The sequence below is a fragment of the Rosenbergiella metrosideri genome, assembly GCF_022602565.1.
GTDB classification, from domain to species: domain Bacteria; phylum Pseudomonadota; class Gammaproteobacteria; order Enterobacterales; family Enterobacteriaceae; genus Rosenbergiella; species Rosenbergiella metrosideri.
Genome location: NZ_JALBCV010000005.1, coordinates 50,077 through 67,633 on the forward strand (window position 1 = coordinate 50,077; position 17,557 = coordinate 67,633).

Consider the following 17,557-nt stretch of genomic DNA (forward strand, 5'->3'; position numbering starts at 1 on the left):
GCGATAAGGAGTGTTAATGACTGCTGAACTACTCATCAATGTCACGCCTTCTGAAACACGTGTTGCTTACCTCGATAATGGAATTTTGCAAGAAATTCATATCGAACGAGAAGCGAAAAGAGGGATCGTCGGAAATATCTACAAAGGTCGTGTAAGCCGTGTCTTGCCCGGTATGCAAGCGGCCTTTGTTGATATTGGCTTAGATAAATCTGCGTTTCTCCATGCTTCCGATATCGTGCCACATACCGAATGTGTGGCAGGAGAAGAGCAGAAGAAATTTCATGTTAAAAATATTTCTGAATTAGTTCGGCCTGGCCAAGATTTGATGGTACAAGTGGTTAAAGATCCGCTCGGAACGAAAGGGGCAAGGCTGACAACGGATATCACACTGCCCTCACGCTATCTGGTTTTCATGCCTGGCGCCTCCCATGTAGGGGTTTCACAACGTATCGAGAGTGAAGCGGAGCGCGTCCGCCTCAAACAGGCAGTTCATCAATATTGTGATGAGCAGGGTGGATTTATTATTCGTACCGCAGCAGAAGGGATCAGCGATGCTGAGTTGGCACGGGATGCCGCCTTTCTAAAGCGTTTGTGGGCAAAGGTATGTAAGCGTAAAAAGCGTAATCAGACGCGGATTAAGCTTTATGGCGAGATTGCGTTGGCGGCACGGGTATTACGCGATTTCGTTGAGGCACCGCTTGACCATATTCGGGTCGATTCTAAAGCAACCTACGAAAAGCTACTGGAGTTTACCGCCGAGTATGTCCCTGAGCTAACGGAAAAACTCGAGCACTATAGTGGTAAGCAGCCTATTTTTGATCTGTTCGACGTGGAGAATGAAATCCAACGGGCGATGGAACGAAAAGTGGCGTTAAAGTCTGGTGGTTATCTTATTATTGATCAGACCGAGGCAATGACTACCGTCGATATTAATACAGGGGCGTTTGTCGGGCATCGTAATCTCGAAGAAACGATTTTCAATACCAATATCGAAGCCACACAAGTCATTGCCCGTCAACTTCGGTTACGGAATTTAGGCGGCATTATCATCATCGATTTTATTGATATGAGTAATGAAGAGCACCGTCGCCGAGTGTTACACACACTAGAAAGTGCGATGAGTAAGGATAGAGTGAAAAGCAGTATTAATGGCTTCTCATCGTTAGGTTTAGTGGAAATGACGCGTAAGCGGACCCGCGAAAGCCTCGAACATATTTTATGTGGCAACTGCCCAACCTGCCAAGGACGTGGCAGCGTGAAAACCGCCGATACGGTCTGCTATGAGATCATGCGCGAGATTGTGCGTGTTCACCATAGTTACGATTCTGACAGCTATTTAGTGTATGCGTCGCCGCGAGTCTGTGAGGCGTTAAAGAACGAAGAAGCCCATGCACTGGCGGAAGTCGAAATCTTTTTAGGTAAACAGGTCAAAGTACAAGTCGAACCCCTCTATACTCAAGAGCAGTTCGATGTAGTACTTATGTAATCGCAGTCGATGGATCGTAGAGTGAGGGGACAGTGAGCAGGTTATCACAATGGACATTACGGATAATTACCGCGCTGATTGTAATCGCTGCACTGTTTGTGACGGCTTTACGCTTGGCTATGCCTTACATGGACCATTATCGCTCACAACTGCTTAATGCTGCATCAACTGCAACAGGCATCCACTTCTCGGCCGATAAGCTTCAAGGTGAGTGGAAAAACTTTGGTCCTACCCTTAGCGTAGATAATTTTTCGGCGGAGTTGGCCGATGGCGGTAAATTACAGATAAAGAAAGTCACGCTCGCTTTGGACGTCTGGCAATCGCTCCTTCATGCTAAGTTACAATTCCGCGATCTAACCTTCTGGCAACTTCACTTCTTTATCCAGCAATTCCCACAAAAAGAGTCTTCGTCGCATAACGGTTACGACAGTAATAAAGTTAAAAACCTCTTTTTGCAGCGTTTCGACCATTTTATTCTTCGTGAAAGTACGATCGATTTTCCCTCTCCTTCAGGGCAGCGTGTGACGCTACACATACCCACTTTGACTTGGTTTAATGAAGGAAAATTACATCGAGCAGAAGGTCTAGTGAATCTGAGCAGCTTTACCGGTCAACATGGTACGGCGCAATTGCGGGTTAATTTACAGGATAAGCAGCAGTTACTAGACAAAGGCACTGTCTGGATCAAAGTGAATGATATTGATGCCAAACCTTGGTTAGGGAATTGGGTCAATAAGAATACCAACTTAAAAAAAGCTCACCTGAGTTTGATGGTTTGGCTGCATATGTCAGACGGGGTGCTATCCTCTGGTGATGTTATCATCAATCGCGGCGACGCCGAGTGGCAACAAGTAAATCAAGCGGCTCATCAATTATCGTTAACGCAGCTATCAGCTAAGTTAACGCGGGTGGGTAAAGGTTTTGTCTTACTGCTTCCCGATACAGGGATCAGCATCGATAATACGCGCTGGCCGCGAGGAAGCTTAGCCTTAAATTGGCAAGCTGATAACGAGCAGCCTTGGTTACCGGCAGAGCATTCAGCGATTCGAATTCGTGCAGCAAATATCGAGCTTGCGCGGCTTAGCCCTCTGGTACCACTGCTTTCTCCGTTGCAGTCTACTTATGCCAACCTATGGCAGCAGGCTAACCCCCAAGGGCGGATCACTCGCCTTGCTGCCGATATCCCAGTTCACGATCTGCAGCAGACCCGTGTTGCCGCGCAGTGGCAGCAAGTGAGTTGGCAAGCTTTTCAGAAATTACCGGCGGTCACAGGATTTTCTGGTTCGTTGACCGGAGGGATGGCGCAAGGTGAAACAACTCTAGAATTAGGCCAACAAACCTTGGCCTCTCAGGGACAACTGCAGGCTCCGATCGAACTTAACCATTTCTCTGGGGGATTCGCATGGAAGCGGCAGGACAAGGCTCTCACCCTCTCAGGACACGATATCGACGTTAGCGCAAAATCGGTTGCCGCTAAAGGAGATTTCTCGTACCAACAGTCGAATAATGGTCCGCCGAATTTACAAATTTTGGCGGGGATTAATGCAACAGACGGCGCGGATGCTTGGCGTTATTTTCCTATCAAGATTATGCCAAAAGGATTAGTGCGTTATCTGAGTACCGCTATTCAAGGGGGTAAGGCAAAGGATGCGACCTTAGTCTTTGCGGGGAATCCACATCAATTCCCATTCATCCATAACGAGGGAACGTTCCAAGTCACTGTTCCGTTAAAACAAGCAAAATTTGCTTTTCAGCCAGGGTGGCCTGCGTTGTCACCTCTTGATATTGAGCTGAACTTTGTCAATAACGGACTATGGATGAAAGCCGATGCAATCCGCTTAGGCAACGTTCCTGTCACACAGGTTACTGCTGATATCCCTGATTATCATAAAGATCAATTATTGATCGAGGGGGATATTCGCGGGCAAGGGGAAGATATCCATCGCTATATGAAACAGACCCCCTTAGCGAAAAGTGTCGGTAGTGCATTAGACCAACTTAAGGTTAATGGAGAAGTCTACGGCCATTTAGGATTAATGATTCCTTTGAATGGAAAAGAAGTGATCGCAAAGGGGGACGTTAACCTAAAAAATAATCAACTCACTATTGTGCCACTGCAAACGCAAATGAAAGGCGTGACGGGACGGTTTACGTATAATAATGGACGCTTACAGAGCACCCCGATATCAGCCCAGTGGTTTGGACAACCGGTTAAGGTGAACTTCTCTACGGAAGAACAAGCGCAGCAGTTCGCGATTAATATTCAGGCTGAGGGTGATTGGGCTTTAGAGAAAATTAATGCCTTCCCAAAAACGTTACACCAGCAGTTAATCGGGCGGTTACCTTGGCATAGCCAAGTGGCGATTGCTCTGCCTCATCATGGTGGGGCCACTTACCGGGTTAAGGTCGTCAGTGATACGACCCGAGTCAGGGGCAAATTGCCTGAAGCATTGAACCTTAACCCCCGTGCCTTCCCGCTCTTCGTTGAGGCCAAGGGTAATTTATCGACGATACAAGTGCAGGGCGAGATGGATCATCAACAACGATTCACCACCCAATGGAGGTTATCACCTCGCTTATCACTTGAAAAAGGGCAGTGGACCAGTCAGGCAGACGAACATCCATCATTACCCTTGCAAGCGATGATGGATATTCGGTTACCCGCCCTTGACGGCGACAAGTTGCTGGCGATATTGAAGAAGCTCCCTTCAGCCAAACCAAGCTCGGCGAAAAAAACGCTTCAGCCGTCTACCACAGGGCAAAATTGGCGGGAGTCGATTGCCTTCGAGCTGCCTGCAACACTGCAGGTAACGACGCCAGCATTAGCCCTGTATGGGCAGAAATGGCGCAATCTTCGTCTTCAGGTACAACAGTTACTATCGTCCCCTCATCTATCGGTGAACAGCAACGAGGCACGAGGCACCCTACAGATTCGGCCGGGACAGCCTTGGCTGCTCAATATGGATTACCTCTATTATAATCCACAGTTTTCCACTCGCCGCACGGAGCAACATACCGAAAAAGCCCTACTCGATAATTACCTCGATTTTAGCCAATGGCCGAGGTTGGATGTGACCTGCTCTTCCTGTTGGTTTGCCGGACAAAACTTTGGTCAAATTAAGGGAAAAATAAGTGTTAATCAGCACACGCTAACCTTACGCGAGGGGACTGTCGACACAGGGCGTAGCCGCTTATCCGTGATGGGAGAGTGGAATAATGTTCTTGGACAAGAACGCACAGCCCTTAAAGGCCATCTGCATACCGATAATTTGGAGGATGCTGCTCATTGGTTTGGCGTTGAGGTACCTGTGAGTGATACTCCGTTACATCTTGGTTACGACTTACATTGGAAAGATGTTCCTTGGCAGCCCTCCATTAAAACATTGAGTGGATTGCTGACATTGAATGCAGGTAAGGGGACTTTCAGGCATGTCGAGACAGGTACAGCGGTACAAGTATTACGCCTATTAAGCGTTGATGCGTTACTGCGTAAAGTCAGTTTAGATTTTCGAGGCACCTTGAATAGCGGTTTTTACTACGACAGCATCACAGGCACCGCTTGGGTAGATCAAGGGGTGTTACATACTGAAAATCTGAATATTGATGGCTTAGAAGCGGATATTGGTATGCGCGGTAAGGTAAATTTCGTCAATCGTCAATGTGATCTATTAGCCACCGTTGCGCCTGAAATTTCAGTACCGGTCGGTGTTGCAGCGGCCTTCGCAATCAACCCTATTGTGGGCGCTTCAGTCGTGGTGGCAAGTAAAGTATTGTCCCCGATCTGGAGTAAAATATCCTTGTTGCGTTACAGTATCACTGGACCTATGGACAAACCGGACGTCAAAGAAGTCTTGCGTAAGTAAAGAATGAAAAAAGCCATAATGAGTGATTACCTCGTTGGCACAAATTAAAAGTGAGAACTTATGAAACTGAACCTGGTTAGCGAGCATTTACTAACTAAAAATACTATTACGCATGATGACCTTTCACGCGTACTCAGCCAGCTTTCAGAACGCCATTTGGACTACGGTGATCTCTATTTTCAGTCCAGTATGCATGAATCGTGGGGACTTGAAGATAACATCATTAAAGAAGGATCTTGGCATATTGACCAAGGTGTCGGTATTCGTGCTGTGAGCGGCGAGAAAACCGGTTTTGCTTATGCGGATCAGCTGACATTAAAGGCCCTCGAACAAAGTGCCGGTGCTGCACGCAGCATCGTTCAAGAGCAAGGTGAGGGTAAAATACGGACCCTCGCCGCGGTAGAGCATAAAGCGTTATATGCTGCGATTAACCCATTAGACAGTTTGACGCGCGAAGATAAAATTTCTCTGTTGCACCGAGTTAACCGCGTAGCACGTGATGCCGACCCACGTGTTCAAGAGGTGAGTGCTCACTTATCTGGCGTTTACGAAGAAGTTCTAATTGCCGCCACAGATGGTACTTTGGCTGTCGATATTCGGCCCTTAGTACGTTTATCGATTAGCGTTCAGGTTGAAGATCAAGGGAAACGCGAGCATGGTTCATGCGGCGGAGGTGGACGGACCGGCTATGAATTCTTCTTACTCGATGAACAGGGTGAAACGCGCTGTGACGGCTGGGCAAAAGAAGCGGTAAGAATGGCTCTCGTCAATCTTTCTGCAGTGGCCGCTCCGGCTGGCACGCTGCCAGTTGTCCTCGGCGCAGGCTGGCCAGGAGTGTTACTCCATGAAGCGGTCGGTCACGGCTTAGAAGGTGATTTTAACCGTCGCGGTACGTCAATGTTTAGCGGCCAAATGGGGCAGCCAGTAGCATCGGAGCTGTGCACCGTCGTAGATGACGGAACCTTGAATGGTCTACGTGGCTCGATTGCTATCGACGATGAAGGGGTACCAGGCCAATACAATGTATTGATTGAAAAGGGTATCTTGAAAGGCTTTATCCAAGATAAATTGAACGCACGATTAATGGGGCTTTCACCGACGGGTAACGGTCGCCGAGAGTCCTATGCACATCTGCCTATGCCAAGAATGACCAATACCTATATGTTAGCGGGTCAATCAACCCCGCAAGAGATCATTGAAAGTGTCGACTATGGTATTTACGCGCCTAATTTTGGGGGTGGGCAAGTTGATATTACGTCAGGAAAATTCGTCTTCTCGACTTCGGAAGCGTATTTAATCGAGAAAGGGAAAATTACCTCTCCGGTTAAAGGGGCGACCTTGATTGGGTCAGGGATTGAAGCGATGCAGCAAATCTCAATGGTCGGTAATGATCTGGCGCTTGATAAAGGCGTTGGGGTATGTGGTAAAGAAGGACAAAGTGTCCCCGTCGGTGTCGGTCAACCGACCTTAAAACTCGACCGCTTGACGGTAGGGGGGACGGCCTAGGGATAGAAGGTAGCGTAACGCTACCTTTTACTTAAAAACAGCTCGTAGCGCGTGGCCATCTCTTTGAAATAGTCGGCGAGTAAAGATAAGCAGATTTGGACTTTTAGCGGTAATTTATCTTTCTCTGTATATAACGCATGGACGGGGCGCGGCTTAGAGCTGTAGTCGGGCAGTAATATGTGGATATTTCCTTGTTTCACTTCATCCATTATCCACATCATTGGCATATAAGCGATGCCAGCACCTGACTTTAGCCAATGCACCAAGGTTTGTGGATCATTGGTGGCGAAACGACCGCTAAGAGAAAGGTGAATTACTTCGCCATCCGGGGTGGTGAGCTCCATCTCATTATAAGGCGACAAGGTATACTCTAGCCAACATAGCGACGCTAACTCACTGTGATGGGTGGGAAGCGAAATTTGGCTGAGATACTCTTTACTGGCGCAAATCACCATCGGCATCGCGCCAATCTGGCGAGAGAACAGCGTAGAATTTTCTAAATGTCCGGTCCTGAGGACCAGATCCAGTCCATGCGTGATCAGATCGGGGGTTGGATTATCAGTGATCAGATCGATCTCGAGCCCCGGATAATCGGCCAACAATTTCATTGCGATAGGGGCGAGAACGTTCTGTGCCATTGTCGTGCTGCAGCCAATACGTAACGTACCCACCGGCGTATTATTAAACTCAAATAATTGCTCGTGGACGCGAGTGGCCTCATTGAGCATTCGTTGACAACCCAAATAATAAATTTTCCCCGCTTCAGTCATTCCAATACGTCGAGTGCTGCGGTTGAGAAGCTTAATATTGAGCTCATCCTCTAAGCGGGAAATGGTCTGTGAGATTGAAGAAACGCTGACCTGCATTTGCTGTGCAACGGCGGTAAACGAGCCTTGTTCAACAACTTTGGCAAACACAGCCATTCGTTTTAATCGTTCCATTATTAACTCTGAGTTAAAAGTGATTTAGTTCACAAAATATAGAAAATGATCGCAAAGACACGTTACTATAGCGATATAAATAGAAGTTTATTTCTCTATTCTCGCATCGTCGTTTCTAACTATAGTGATTTTTTGGTTTGGTCCCCGACGGGTAATAGTACAGTTTTTATTACCTTCTAACCAAGTAAGTCGCCATTATGGATCTTAAAGCTTTCCAGTAACCCATGCCGAGTGGCTCGCTGGCTAATGAGTTAAAGGATTTTACATGAGTGTGCATCCAGTTATGGTGATATTTGGGCTCTCATTTCCACCTATTTTTGTTGAGCTGATCTTATCTCTCATTGTGTTTTGGCTAGTGAAAAAAGTGCTTACGCCAACGGGAATCTACGATTTGGTGTGGCACCCGGCACTGGTTAATACCGCCCTTTACTGCTGTGTGTTTTATCTAGTTTCGAGTCTAATTGTCTGAGGTTTCAGTGAAAACGTTAATAAAAAAAGTGGCCCGCTACGCGATTACTTTTGTGTTAGTGATTATCGCCATTGTGATTGTTTTTCGTACATGGGTGTATTACACCGAATCCCCTTGGACACGTGACGCAAAATTCTCCGCCGATGTGGTCGCGATTGCACCTGACGTTACGGGATTGATTACACAAGTGACCGTGCACGATAATCAATACGTGAAACAAGGAGAAACACTGTTTGAAATTGATCGCCCGCGATTTAAGGAAGCCTTAGACGAAGCACAGGCCGATGTCGATTACTACCAAGCAGTGGTTGCCGAAAAAAGGCGTGAAGCGGCAAGGCGTAATCAACTTAGCGCTGTCGCGTTATCTCGGGAAGCGGTAGAGCAGGCGAACAACGATCTCCAAACTAGTGAACACCAACTTGCTAAAGCCACCGCAGCACGGGATCTGGCTCAGATTGATCTGGTTCGTGCAACGGTTAAAGCGCCGGCAGATGGTTGGATCACGAACCTTAATGTTTACGGTGGCGAATTTATCAATCGTGGTTCAGTTGCTGTAGCATTAGTGAAAGACCGTACCTTCTACGTCACCGCTTATTTGGAAGAGACTAAACTTCATGCGGTACGCCCTGGTCTTCGTGCAGAGATTACGCCTTTGGGGAGCAATCTAACACTGCGGGGGACGGTAGAAAGTGTCGCCGCCGGTGTCACTAATAGCAGTAGCAGTAATGATAGTAAAGGGATGGCCGATGTTGATTCTAACTTGGAATGGGTTCGTCTAGCACAGCGTGTACCGGTTCGTATTCATCTTGATGAACAAGTGGGTAATCGTTTCCCAGCGGGTACCACAGCCACGGTGATTATTACGGGTGAAAAAGATCGTCAAGACCGTGAACCTTCTCCTCTGGAAAAGTTAACCAATCGACTACGCGAATTTGGATAACAGGGAGGCGGTATGATTCAGTTCTTACGCTTCCCAGTTAAATTAACTTTTGCTGTCTTGTTAGCGATGCTATTGGGGTTCTACTTCAATTTAGAAACGCCACGTTGGGCGGTGATGACCGCAGGTATTGTGGCTGGCGGACAAGCTTTTGCCGCCGGGGGCGATCCTTACTCCGGTGCGCTACGCTACCGCGGATTACTCCGTATTATTGGTACCTCCTTAGGCTGCATTGCGGCGTTAGCTATCGTCATGACGACGATCAGAGCGCCGATGATTATGCTGTTTCTTAGCTGCCTCTGGGCGGGCTTTTGTGTCTGGATCTCGTCGTTGGTCAAAGTGGATAATTCTTACGCTTTTGGCTTAGCGGGCTACACCGCGTTAATTATCATTATTACCTCAAACGCTTCTGGCTCTATGGAGCTCATGCCTCGATTGGCAGTCGAGCGTTGTAGCGAGATTTTTATCGGTATTCTCTGTGCCATTTTATCTGATACGTTTTTCTCTCCGCGTTCCATTAAACGCGTTATAGACCAAGAGGTTGACCAACTTTTACTCGCGCAGTATCAACTACTGCAATTGTGCGTAGCAAAGGGCGAGAAAGAGACAATCGATAAGGCATGGAGTAGCTTAGTTGCTCGCAGTAGCGCCTTCGGTGGAATGCGAAGCCAGCTAAAAATGGAATCGTCGCATTGGCAGAACAGTAGCCGTCGATTGAAAATGTTAAATACCCTCTCTCTAACGATGATCACCCACTCTACAGAAACCTATCTCAACCTGCAGGCACATCCGGAATATCTTTCTAGTGCATTTGTCGAAGTCATCGATCAGAAGGTTGAGACTATTGGTGAGTTACGTAATAAAGTTCGCGAGTTACGTAAGCTTTTCAATGAGTATCCGGTAGAGTCAGTGCCTTTAGCCCTCTCTACGTGGGTGACGGCGGCATCAGAGTATCTCTTGCTGTCAAAAGGCATCCGCAGCAACGTGAGAATCAATGGTACAGAAGAGGCGATCCTTCGTCGTGAAGTCATCGTCGCGCCTCGATCTGCTGAAACGCATCACGCGATGATTAATGGCATTCGTACCTTTGTCGCGGCGTTCTCTGGGGTATTATTTTGGCTTTATTCCGGTTGGAATGCTGGCAGTGGTTGTATGATCATGCTGGCGGTGGTAACCGGACTGGCTATGCGAATTCCCAATCCACTGATGATGGCGAAAGATTTCCTTTATGGTATGACTGCAGCATTCCCTATCGGTTTACTTTACTACGCTTACTTAATGCCTAATACCCAACAGAGTATTTTCTTGCTCTGTCTCATTATTGGTGTATTAGCCTTTGTCGCCGGGGTGCTGATTCAACGTCGGCAGGTAGGGGCGTTGGGGGGATTCATAGGTACGCTCAATATTATTGTGCTGAGTAACCCCATTACTTTCCCGATTGAGTCTTTTCTAGATAGTGCGTTGGGTCAAATGATTGGCTGTTTCTTAGCGTTGATGGTGATATTACTGATTAGAGATAAATCAAAAGCTAAGACGGGGCGTAAAATACTTAACCGATTGATGTATTCCGCCGTGGCATCATTGACCACCAATCCTTCTCGTCGCCGTGAGAACCATTTACCGGCCCTATATCAACAGCTCTTCATGTTGCTCAATATGTTTCCTGGGGATCTGAATAAATACCGCTTAGCCCTTACGCTGATTATTAGCCAGCAACGTCTGCGGAGTTTTGCTATTCCGCCAAACCCTGTGCTATCGGAGTTCCATCAGCAGTTACGGTTAACGGGCGATAAGGTGATAGCGGCACACAGTGTCGAAAAGAAAGAATACTACTATATGCGATTGTTAAGGGAGTTAACGGCTTACGAGCAATTACTGAGTGAGCATCAGGCGTCGATCCCAATGCAAGAGTCTGTTCACCGTTTAACGGATATTTTAACCCGTTATCAATCCACGATGATTAATATCTAACGCCCTAACTGGCAGCCGGCTATGGCTGTCTGCCAGTGACCTATTAATAGGCAGATTAAAGCTCTTGTTCGAAGAGCGTCAGTACGACGGCATGGAGTTTTTTTACAGTAAAGCCGCGGGAAGGCGTAATAAAAATCGTATCATCTCCAGCAATTGTTCCCAAGATCCCCTCTGACTTACCTAATGAATCTAATAGACGAGCAATGAGCTGTGCGGCCCCTGGACTGGTACGAATAACGACCAAGGCGTCATTATAGTCTATATCGGTCACCAGATTTTTCAGCGGGCTGCTAGTGGTAGGCACGCCTAATTCAGCGGGTAAGCAATAGACCATTTCCATTTTGGCGTTGCGGGTTCTTACCGCGCCAAATTTCGTCAGCATACGTGACACTTTCGACTGGTTGATATTCTGAAAACCATCTTCTTGTAGGGCATGAACAATTTCACTTTGAGAGCTAAATTTTTCTTCTTTAAGAAGTGCCTTAAAGGCTCGTACCAGATCATCTTGTTTAGAAGGGGTTCGCATAAAAAACCTTTGAAATAGGGGGGAAAATATTATTATGCATCTTGATGCATTTTTATTCAATAAACTCTGTACAGAGAAAATTAGCTTATAGAGAATTAATCTTAATCACTAAGGATACAGACGAATTATATTCTATGTGTAAATAAAAAAAAGGATCAAAGATTATGAAAGTTGCTCGCTTTACACCTGATAATACGTAAGGAATTTAACGCACCCTCCTCAGTAAACCGATTTATTATTCATAAATAGCGAGAGAACGGAGGAGGATGATTAATCACTATCCTGAGGAAATTCTTGAATAGTGACAGGCAGGTTTTTTTTCTGACCTTGTCTAAGTATCTGTACGTCAATGACAGAGCCAGGTCGTATTTCTGCAACTTGATCCATGGTTTCTTGTGCGGAAACCGCGGGCTTGTTGTTGACACTGAGTAGAAGGTCATTAGCCTTAATTCCCGCCAACTCGGCAGGCCCGGTGACTTTAGTCACAATAATACCTTGTAATTTTTCGTAGCTATTCCCTTGCTCATGCATCGGAGGAATTTCTCGACCAGTAATCCCGATAAAGCCACGGATCACGCGACCATCGCGAATAAGTTTATTCATAATCTTAATCGCTAACGGTGTTGGAATGGCAAAACCAATTCCTTCAGGAGTTTCGCCATCATTACTCTTATCGAAGGTCAGTGTATTGATCCCCATGAGTTCACCCAATGAGTTAATCAATGCGCCTCCAGAGTTACCTTGGTTGATCGAGGCATCTGTTTGTAGAAAGTTTTGCCGTCCGGAAGAGCTTAAGCCGACACGGCCAGTAGCACTAATGATGCCTTGGGTAACTGTCTGACCAAGATTATAGGGATTCCCTATCGCCATAACGACATCACCAATATGCGGGTTACGTTCGTCGTTAATCGGAATAATGGGTAAGCTCGGTGCAGAAATTTTAAGTACCGCCAGATCAGTCATGGCATCAGAACCGACCAAGGTTGCTTCGTAAAAGCGACCATCTTGCAAGGCGACGATAATTTGATCAGCATTACTGATGACGTGGCGATTCGTCAGAATATAGCCGCGCTGGTTCATAATCACTCCCGACCCCAAGGTAGTGAAGTCTCTTTTACCTTGTGTTTGTGAGTTGCGGTTATAAACATTCACGACGGCTGGCGCGGCTCGACGCACGCCTTGGCTGAAACTGAACACCGATTCTTGGGTATTAGCAGGTGCTTCATTATTCGAAAACAGTGCACCACCGTTACGCAGTAAATGCATACCGACAAGTAAAATTATGGCGACAACAAGGCCGATAAGCGCTGAACGAAGTAATTTAAATAACATGCTAATTTAGTTGCCAAGGGAGAGGTTACTGCAGAATACCATGAGAAGGATAGGTACGCACCTCTGTACCTATCCTTATTGGGGTTAGCGAAGCAGTAAAAAGAGGTTATCTTTGCCACGCATAACACTCATGGCGATAACGGGAGGTTTGGTCGCTAAAATCTTACTCATTGTATCAAGTGACTCGACACGTTGACGGTTAATGGCCGTAATGACGTCACCGGCGTGTAAGCCAATTTGTTGAGCAGGGCTAGACGGAGTAACGCTGTCTACTTTGACACCTTTCGCTTTACTCAAGGTCATCCCATCGCTAAACGCTGCACCTTGTAACGCTGGGAGGTCAATGGTGGTCGGGACGACCTCGGGTGCACTTTGCTCTAAGGTGACTTCGGCATTAATCGATTTACCGTCTCGCAACAAGGTTAAAGTCACTTTATCGCCTGGCGCGCTGGTGCCAACTTTCACCCGAAGTTCGGCGAAACTGGTGATAGGTTTACCATTCAAGCCAGTGATAATGTCTCCCGCCTTAATCCCCGCTTTGGCGGCAGCTGAATCGGGTAAAACCTCTGCAACGAATGCACCACGTTGCACATCGACATGGAACGCTTTCGCCATATCCGAAGACATCTCTGTCCCTTTCAAGCCGAGCTGGCCGCGGGTAATTTTACCGTTTTTAATCAGCTGATGGGCAAGATTCATCGCCATATTGGAAGGGATAGCAAAGCCGATACCAATATTTCCGCCGCTGGCAGCTAAAATAGCGGTATTGATCCCGACCAGTTCACCTTTCAGGTTAACCAGGGCGCCGCCGGAGTTACCGCGGTTAATTGCTGCATCGGTTTGGATGAAATTTTCTAAGCCTTCAATATTTAAGCCGCTACGGCCGAGCGCAGAGATGATGCCAGAGGTGGCTGTCTGCCCTAGACCATAGGGGTTACCAATGGCGACCGCGAAATCCCCCACTTGTAAAGCATCGGAATCCGCAACATTAATTTGGACTAAATTTTTCGCGTTCTTAACTTGGATAAGCGCGATGTCGGTCTGGCTATCATGACCCACCAATTTTGCGGGGTATTCATTACCATCGCCTAACTGCACCGTAATCTTATCTGCGCCATTAACAACGTGGTTGTTGGTCAGAATGTAACCATTTTTAGCATCAATGATGACACCTGATCCCAATCCTTGAAACGGTGTTGGCTGTTGCTGTTGTGGAGCTTGACCAAGAAAACGTTTCAACGGTTCAGGAAGCTGCTGATCTTGGTTTTCCGTCGTCGTACCGCTGACTTGTACGCTGACGACAGAAGGTAGCGTTTTAGCAAGCATTGGCGCGAGCGAGGGTAAGGGCTGATCACCAACCTGTGCAGGTAAATTCGCATACGAAGCGGGCAGGTAAGCCATACCCAAACTCATACTTAGCGCTATCGCTAACGCCAAGGGTGTACGATTTTTTTTCATCATTGACCCTTAATGATTATTTTTCAGTGTTAGAATTTCTTAATAAACCTGAAGATTTTTCAGAGTAATCTCGCGGCATTTCAGCTAAACCACTCTCAGATTCAATGTTTTTAGCCCCCTGCTGCCAAACGAACGGGTTGCTCTGCGCCGCTTGCTCTGGTAACAGCTCTTTGGTTGTGCTCGACATATGTTGATAGAGCTCTTGATAGTTCTGTGACATATTTTCTAGCAGTTCAGCGCTGCGAACAAAGTGTCCATTGAGTTCTTGTTTTAACTCTTTAAGTTCATCTTTTGTTTTTTCTAATTCGTACTGCAGCGCGTGCTGATCACGCAGTTTACGGCTACCAAAACGTGTGATAACAATCCCAACGATAACGCCGACAATTAATCCGATAAGCCCATATTCCCAGGTCATAATGACTCCCATAATATCCGTTGTTCTAAGGGGGCGACGATAAGCAATTACCCATTTACAGTAAGATGCTAGTCGAAAATAGTTTACCTCACTATACCTGTTAATGCTCAGGATGTGGAATCCTGAGTTAACCTGGCGTACTGTATAGCGGTTTTCAATGTTGTGTTTGTCGTCTTCGAATATCTTAACGGTACCCACTATGCAAACCATTTCTCCACTGACATGTTACCAACGAGCACTTGAACAGGGGGATTATCAGCCTGATGATGTCCAAAAAGCTGCGGTAACGGAGCTTGATAAGATTCAAAAAGCGCTAATCGCCCGTCAGCAAACGGCCTCACCCTCGACGGATAAGAAAGGACTTTTCGGTCGCTTTTCAAAACTTTTCCAGCGCAGTGAGAGTAGCGAACAACCGGTTCAAGGCTTATATATGTGGGGAGGTGTAGGGCGCGGCAAGACTTGGATTATGGATATGTTTTACCAATCTGTTCCAGGCGATCGTAAATTACGATTACATTTCCACCGCTTTATGCTGCGAGTGCATAAGGAACTGAGTCAACTTCAAGGCCACAGCGACCCATTATTGATTATTGCTGAACGCTTTCGCGAGCAAACTGATCTGCTGTGTTTTGATGAGTTTTTTGTGTCGGATATTACCGATGCCATGCTACTCGGCACGTTAATGGAGGCATTATTTGAGCGGGGAATTACCTTGGTGGCGACCTCTAATATCCCTCCTGATCAGCTTTATCGTAATGGATTACAACGCGCTCGCTTTTTACCGGCGATTGAGCAAATAAAGAAACATTGCCAAATCATGAATGTGGATGCTGGCGTCGATTACCGTTTACGTGCCTTGACGGCAGCTCATCTCTGGAAATCGCCGCTCAACGGCGAGACCCAGTCGGCCATTAGTACGTTATTTAAAAATCTATCAGGCACTGATTTTGCGCAGGCCCCTTCACCGGTGTTAGAGATTAATCACCGTGCGATGAAGACTGAGCATGTTGCTGAGGGGGTTCTTGCCATTCGGTTTAGTGTGCTGTGTGGTGAAAACCGTAGTCAACATGACTACATCGCGCTTTCTCAGCAGTTTCACACGGTATTATTACTCGATGTCCCACAATTAACCAGCCAGACTGAAGATCATGCGCGTCGATTTCTTGCAATGGTAGATGAATTCTACGAAAGACATGTTAAACTTGTCGTTTCTGCGGAAGTGGCGTTGGAAGCTATCTATCAAGGTAATCAATTGAAATTTGAATACCAACGTTGCTTATCTCGTCTTCAGGAGATGCAAAGCGAAGAGTATTTGCGTCTTCCTCATTTGCCGTAAGGCAGAAATATTCGTGGAGTTGCGAATTAATGATAAAAGAGGTCGATTTTTAATGTCGACTTCTTTATAATCTTGCGACCCCACGTTACAACAAATGGTTTTATTCCCAAAAACCTTTGTGTTCCGGTAGTTCTATCCGAAGGGGTAGGCTTACTGGCAAAATGGTCGTGTGAGCCTCAACCGTTAATAGCGTTTGGGATTTCACCAACGTGTAACTTATATTTGGGTAAGCTTTTAGATGAAAACTTTTACAGCTAAACCAGAAACCGTCAAACGCGACTGGTATGTTGTTGACGCAACTGACAAAACCTTAGGTCGTTTAGCGACTGAACTGGCTCGTCGTCTGCGTGGTAAACATAAAGCGGAATACACTCCGCACGTAGATACTGGTGATTACATCATCGTTCTTAATGCTGACAAAGTTGCTGTAACAGGTAACAAACGTAGCGACAAGATCTACTATCGCCACACTGGTCACATCGGTGGTATCAAGCAAGCGACCTTTGAAGAAATGATTGCTCGTGCTCCTGAGCGTGTCATTGAAACCGCGGTAAAAGGCATGCTGCCGAAAGGCCCTCTGGGCCGTGCAATGTTCCGTAAACTGAAAGTTTACGCGGGCAACGAGCACAACCATGCGGCACAGCAACCGCAAGTTCTGGACATTTAATCGGGATCAATGGCAATGGCTGAAACTCAAAACTACGGCACAGGTCGCCGCAAAAGCTCTTCCGCACGCGTCTTTATCAAGCCGGGTAGCGGAAACATCGTAATCAACCAACGCTCTTTAGAGCAATACTTCGGTCGTGAGACTGCGCGCATGGTCGTGCGTCAACCTCTGGAACTGGTTGATTTGATTGGTAAATTAGATCTGTACATCACTGTTAAAGGTGGTGGTATTTCTGGTCAAGCAGGAGCGATCCGTCACGGTATCACTCGCGCTCTGATGGAATATGACGAATCTCTACGTTCTGAACTACGTAAAGCGGGCTTTGTGACTCGTGATGCGCGTGAAGTTGAACGTAAGAAAGTCGGTCTGCGTAAAGCACGTCGTCGTCCACAGTTCTCTAAGCGTTAATTCATGGCTGCTCTGCAGCGATGTGTTTTCGAAAAAACCCGCTTCGGCGGGTTTTTTATTGCCGCTAAAAGGGGCTGAGTCGGTTACCGCGTACTCCATGTTCGCGACAATTGTTACTTTTTCCTTCCAAAAACGCTTCAACTACCCAGAATTCGCAGCAAAATCGAAAGGTTGCCCACAAAGGCTTCAATTTCTGGTAAACTATCGCGCAGTTTATGGTCTATTATCTGCCATCGGTCATT

The 17,557-nt window shown here is 46.7% G+C and carries 14 protein-coding genes; 9 read left to right on the forward strand and 5 right to left on the reverse strand.

Annotation, left to right across the window (positions count from 1 at the left end; genetic code table 11):
- Positions 1-16: 16 nt before the first annotated feature.
- The 3 genes from rng to tldD are packed head-to-tail and all read left to right on the forward strand — an operon-like array spanning position 17 to position 6,855.
- A complete protein-coding gene (gene rng, locus MKR94_RS06875) occupies positions 17-1,486 on the forward strand; it encodes a ribonuclease G (protein WP_241646274.1) in 1,470 nt (489 codons plus the stop codon).
- 32 nt (positions 1,487-1,518) lie between these two features.
- On the forward strand, positions 1,519-5,349 hold the full coding sequence (gene yhdP, locus MKR94_RS06880) for an AsmA2 domain-containing protein YhdP (protein WP_241646275.1): 3,831 nt from the start codon (positions 1,519-1,521) through the stop codon (positions 5,347-5,349).
- A 60-nt stretch (positions 5,350-5,409) separates the two neighbouring features.
- Entirely contained in the window at positions 5,410-6,855 is a 1,446-nt protein-coding gene (gene tldD / locus MKR94_RS06885; protein ID WP_241646276.1) for a metalloprotease TldD, read from the forward strand.
- A gap of 20 nt (positions 6,856-6,875) precedes the next feature.
- Here the strand turns inward: tldD and aaeR are convergent, their stop codons facing one another.
- Positions 6,876-7,796: an HTH-type transcriptional activator AaeR gene (gene aaeR / locus MKR94_RS06890; RefSeq protein ID WP_241646277.1), complete on the reverse strand. Its 921-nt coding sequence runs from the start codon at positions 7,794-7,796 to the stop codon at positions 6,876-6,878.
- Between the two features lie 265 nt (positions 7,797-8,061).
- Here aaeR and aaeX point away from each other — a divergent pair, with 265 nt between their 5' ends.
- Genes aaeX through aaeB form a run of 3 tightly spaced genes read left to right on the forward strand, consistent with a single transcriptional unit; the run spans position 8,062 to position 11,173 of the window.
- On the forward strand, positions 8,062-8,265 hold the full coding sequence (gene aaeX, locus MKR94_RS06895; RefSeq protein WP_241646278.1) for a p-hydroxybenzoic acid efflux pump operon protein AaeX: 204 nt from the start codon (positions 8,062-8,064) through the stop codon (positions 8,263-8,265).
- A gap of 7 nt (positions 8,266-8,272) precedes the next feature.
- The gene (aaeA, locus tag MKR94_RS06900) at positions 8,273-9,205 is read left to right on the forward strand and encodes a p-hydroxybenzoic acid efflux pump subunit AaeA (protein ID WP_241646279.1); all 933 of its coding nucleotides are present in this window, start codon (positions 8,273-8,275) and stop codon (positions 9,203-9,205) included.
- Between the two features lie 12 nt (positions 9,206-9,217).
- Entirely contained in the window at positions 9,218-11,173 is a 1,956-nt protein-coding gene (gene aaeB, locus MKR94_RS06905) for a p-hydroxybenzoic acid efflux pump subunit AaeB (RefSeq protein WP_241646280.1), read from the forward strand.
- 55 nt (positions 11,174-11,228) lie between these two features.
- Here aaeB and argR read toward each other — a convergent pair whose 3' ends face one another.
- From argR to zapG, 4 genes are all read right to left on the reverse strand, one after another.
- Positions 11,229-11,699 carry a transcriptional regulator ArgR gene (argR, locus tag MKR94_RS06910; protein ID WP_048912807.1) on the reverse strand — a complete coding sequence of 157 codons (471 nt, stop codon included), beginning with the start codon at positions 11,697-11,699 and terminating at the stop codon, positions 11,229-11,231.
- Positions 11,700-11,969: 270 nt separating this feature from the next.
- Positions 11,970-13,031: an outer membrane-stress sensor serine endopeptidase DegS gene (gene degS / locus MKR94_RS06915; protein WP_241646281.1), complete on the reverse strand. Its 1,062-nt coding sequence runs from the start codon at positions 13,029-13,031 to the stop codon at positions 11,970-11,972.
- A gap of 84 nt (positions 13,032-13,115) precedes the next feature.
- A complete protein-coding gene (locus MKR94_RS06920) occupies positions 13,116-14,489 on the reverse strand; it encodes a Do family serine endopeptidase (protein ID WP_241646282.1) in 1,374 nt (457 codons plus the stop codon).
- Positions 14,490-14,505: 16 nt separating this feature from the next.
- A complete protein-coding gene (gene zapG, locus MKR94_RS06925) occupies positions 14,506-14,904 on the reverse strand; it encodes a Z-ring associated protein ZapG (RefSeq protein WP_241646283.1) in 399 nt (132 codons plus the stop codon).
- A 199-nt stretch (positions 14,905-15,103) separates the two neighbouring features.
- On the opposite strand from zapG, the gene zapE reads away from it, so the two are divergent.
- From zapE to rpsI, 3 genes are all read left to right on the forward strand, one after another.
- Positions 15,104-16,240, forward strand: a complete 1,137-nt coding sequence (zapE, locus tag MKR94_RS06930) for a cell division protein ZapE (protein WP_241646284.1) — start codon at positions 15,104-15,106, stop codon at positions 16,238-16,240.
- A gap of 238 nt (positions 16,241-16,478) precedes the next feature.
- Positions 16,479-16,907, forward strand: a complete 429-nt coding sequence (gene rplM, locus MKR94_RS06935; RefSeq protein ID WP_048911351.1) for a 50S ribosomal protein L13 — start codon at positions 16,479-16,481, stop codon at positions 16,905-16,907.
- A gap of 15 nt (positions 16,908-16,922) precedes the next feature.
- Positions 16,923-17,315: a 30S ribosomal protein S9 gene (rpsI, locus tag MKR94_RS06940; RefSeq protein WP_048911352.1), complete on the forward strand. Its 393-nt coding sequence runs from the start codon at positions 16,923-16,925 to the stop codon at positions 17,313-17,315.
- Positions 17,316-17,557 lie beyond the last annotated feature (242 nt).

Bases quoted from the DNA above. Each gene is read 5' to 3' on its own strand.
- tldD (WP_241646276.1), top strand. From the start codon at position 5,410: ATGAAACTGAACCTGGTTAGCGAGCATTTACTAACTAAAAATACTATT.
- MKR94_RS06920 (WP_241646282.1), bottom strand. From the start codon at position 14,489: ATGAAAAAAAATCGTACACCCTTGGCGTTAGCGATAGCGCTAAGTATG.
- argR (WP_048912807.1), bottom strand. From the start codon at position 11,699: ATGCGAACCCCTTCTAAACAAGATGATCTGGTACGAGCCTTTAAGGCA.
- aaeB (WP_241646280.1), top strand. From the start codon at position 9,218: ATGATTCAGTTCTTACGCTTCCCAGTTAAATTAACTTTTGCTGTCTTG.
- aaeX (WP_241646278.1), top strand. From the start codon at position 8,062: ATGAGTGTGCATCCAGTTATGGTGATATTTGGGCTCTCATTTCCACCT.
- zapG (WP_241646283.1), bottom strand. From the start codon at position 14,904: ATGACCTGGGAATATGGGCTTATCGGATTAATTGTCGGCGTTATCGTT.
- rplM (WP_048911351.1), top strand. From the start codon at position 16,479: ATGAAAACTTTTACAGCTAAACCAGAAACCGTCAAACGCGACTGGTAT.
- degS (WP_241646281.1), bottom strand. From the start codon at position 13,031: ATGTTATTTAAATTACTTCGTTCAGCGCTTATCGGCCTTGTTGTCGCC.
- aaeR (WP_241646277.1), bottom strand. From the start codon at position 7,796: ATGGAACGATTAAAACGAATGGCTGTGTTTGCCAAAGTTGTTGAACAA.
- zapE (WP_241646284.1), top strand. From the start codon at position 15,104: ATGCAAACCATTTCTCCACTGACATGTTACCAACGAGCACTTGAACAG.
- rpsI (WP_048911352.1), top strand. From the start codon at position 16,923: ATGGCTGAAACTCAAAACTACGGCACAGGTCGCCGCAAAAGCTCTTCC.
- rng (WP_241646274.1), top strand. From the start codon at position 17: ATGACTGCTGAACTACTCATCAATGTCACGCCTTCTGAAACACGTGTT.